This is a genomic window from Acidisphaera rubrifaciens HS-AP3 (genome assembly GCF_000964365.1).
Lineage (GTDB): Bacteria > Pseudomonadota > Alphaproteobacteria > Acetobacterales > Acetobacteraceae > Acidisphaera > Acidisphaera rubrifaciens.
Map to the genome: position 1 here is coordinate 1 of NZ_BANB01000642.1, position 1907 is coordinate 1907.

Below are 1907 nucleotides of genomic sequence, written 5' to 3' on the forward strand. Positions count from 1 at the left end.
ATCGCTGCTGGAGTACCACGACCTCGGCGTGGACACGTTCCTCATCCGCGGCTTCGAACCGCTGACCGATGCCGCCGCGTATGGCCGCACCCTGCTGCCCGCCACGCGCGCGCTGCTGGCACGGCGCGGACGCCGCCCCGTCGCGGCGGCCTGACGCCATGGCCGCCCACCGCTACGCGGTGCGGCTGGACTGGTCCGGCGCGCGGGGCACGGGCACGACCGGCTATCGCGCCTATGGGCGCGAACACGTCCTTCGCGCGCCGGGCAAGCCCGATATCGGGGGCTCGGCGGACCCGCAGTTCCATGGCGACGCGGCGGCGTGGAACCCGGAGGAGCTGTTGGTCGGCGCCCTCTCCGCCTGCCACATGCTGTGGTTCCTGCACCTTGCCGCCGAAGCGGGTGTGGTCGTGACCGCCTATGCGGACGCGGCCGAGGGCGTGATGGAAACGACGCCCGACGGATCGGGCCGCTTCACCGGCGTGACGCTGCGCCCCGCCGTCACGACGCGCGACCCGGCCGAGCCCGCGCACCTGACGGCCCTGCACGCGGCGGCGCACGAGAGATGCTTCGTCGCCAACTCGATGAACTTCCCGGTGGTGATCACACCGGCATCCGAGTCCGCCTGACGACGCGGGTTGTCACGCGCGCGCCGGCATCCGCGTCAGGCGGCGAGCTTCGGGTAGTCCGTATAGCCCGCCTCGCCGCCGCCATAGAACGTCTTGCGGTTGTACGGCGTGAACGCCGCGCCGCGGCGGATGCGCTCGGGGAGGTCGGGGTTGGAGATGAAATAGCGGCCGAAGGCGATCGCGTCGGCATGGCCCTCGGCCACCATCGCCTCGGCGGTGTCGGCGCGGAAATTACCGGCGGTGATCAGCACGCCCGGCCAGATCGGTCGGAACAGCACGGCGGCAGAGGGCACGCCCTGATGATCGACCTCGGCCGCGCCCGCGCCGCTCGCGCGCGGCTCGATGAAGTGCAGATACGCCAGCGGCGCGGCGGCCAACGCCTTGATGACATGGGTATACAACGGCAGCGGCTCGTCCTCGCCGCTGTCGTTGGACACGCCGAAGGGCGAGAGCCGCACGCCGACGCGCGTCAGGCCGAGCACGCCGGCGACCGCCTCGACCACTTCCAGGAGCAGGCGGGCGCGGTTCCCGATCGAGCCGCCATAGGCATCGGTGCGCCGGTTGGTCCGCGACTGCAGGAATTGTTCGAGCAGGTACCCGTTGGCGCCGTGCACCTCCACGCCGTCAAAGCCGGCGGCGTCGGCATGGCGCGCGGCCTGCCGGTAGGCGTCGATCAGGCCGGGGATCTCGGCCGTCTCCAGCGCGCGGGGGGTCTCGAACGGGACGCGTTTGAAATCGGCGGTCATCGCCTCGCCCTTCGGCGCCACCGCCGAGGGCGCGACCGGCAGGCCGCCGCCCGGCTGGTGCGAGGAGTGGGAAATGCGCCCGACATGCCAAAGCTGGAGGAAGATACGGCCGCCGCGCGCGTGCACCGCCTCCGTCACGCCGCGCCAGCCGGCGACCTGCGCCTCGGTATGGATACCGGGAGTGGCGGGCATGCCCTGGCCGGATGGGCAGACCTGCGTCGCCTCGGCGATGATCAGGCCGCCCGGGGTCGCGCGCTGGCCGTAGTATTCGGCGTTGAGCGCCGTCGGCACGTTGCCGGGACGGGCGGCGCGCATGCGCGTCAGCGGCGCCATCACCACGCGATGCGCGAGCGTCAGGCCGCCGACCTGCAGCGGTGTGAACAGCGACGCCATCCGATCCCCCTCGTTGTCCGGCAAGCGGATTTGTCCTGACATGGCCGCGGGCGGCGGGCAAGGCGGCGGCCTGCGGAGCACGGGGCCTCAGGACGGGGGCGGCGCGCGCCCGCCCCGCGCGTTTCAGCGCGGTGGCGCGATC

Annotated in this window: 2 protein-coding genes; one reads left to right on the plus strand and one right to left on the minus strand. The window is 72.8% G+C overall.

Going from position 1 to position 1907, the window contains the following annotated elements:
• Window positions 1-158: 158 nt before the first annotated feature.
• On the plus strand, window positions 159-626 hold the full coding sequence (locus B8460_RS15780) for an OsmC family protein (protein WP_048862568.1): 468 nt from the start codon (window positions 159-161) through the stop codon (window positions 624-626).
• A 35-nt stretch (window positions 627-661) separates the two neighbouring features.
• Here the strand turns inward: B8460_RS15780 and B8460_RS15785 are convergent, their stop codons facing one another.
• The gene (locus tag B8460_RS15785; RefSeq protein WP_048862569.1) at window positions 662-1765 is read right to left on the minus strand and encodes an alkene reductase; all 1104 of its coding nucleotides are present in this window, start codon (window positions 1763-1765) and stop codon (window positions 662-664) included.
• Window positions 1766-1907: the final 142 nt, after the last annotated feature.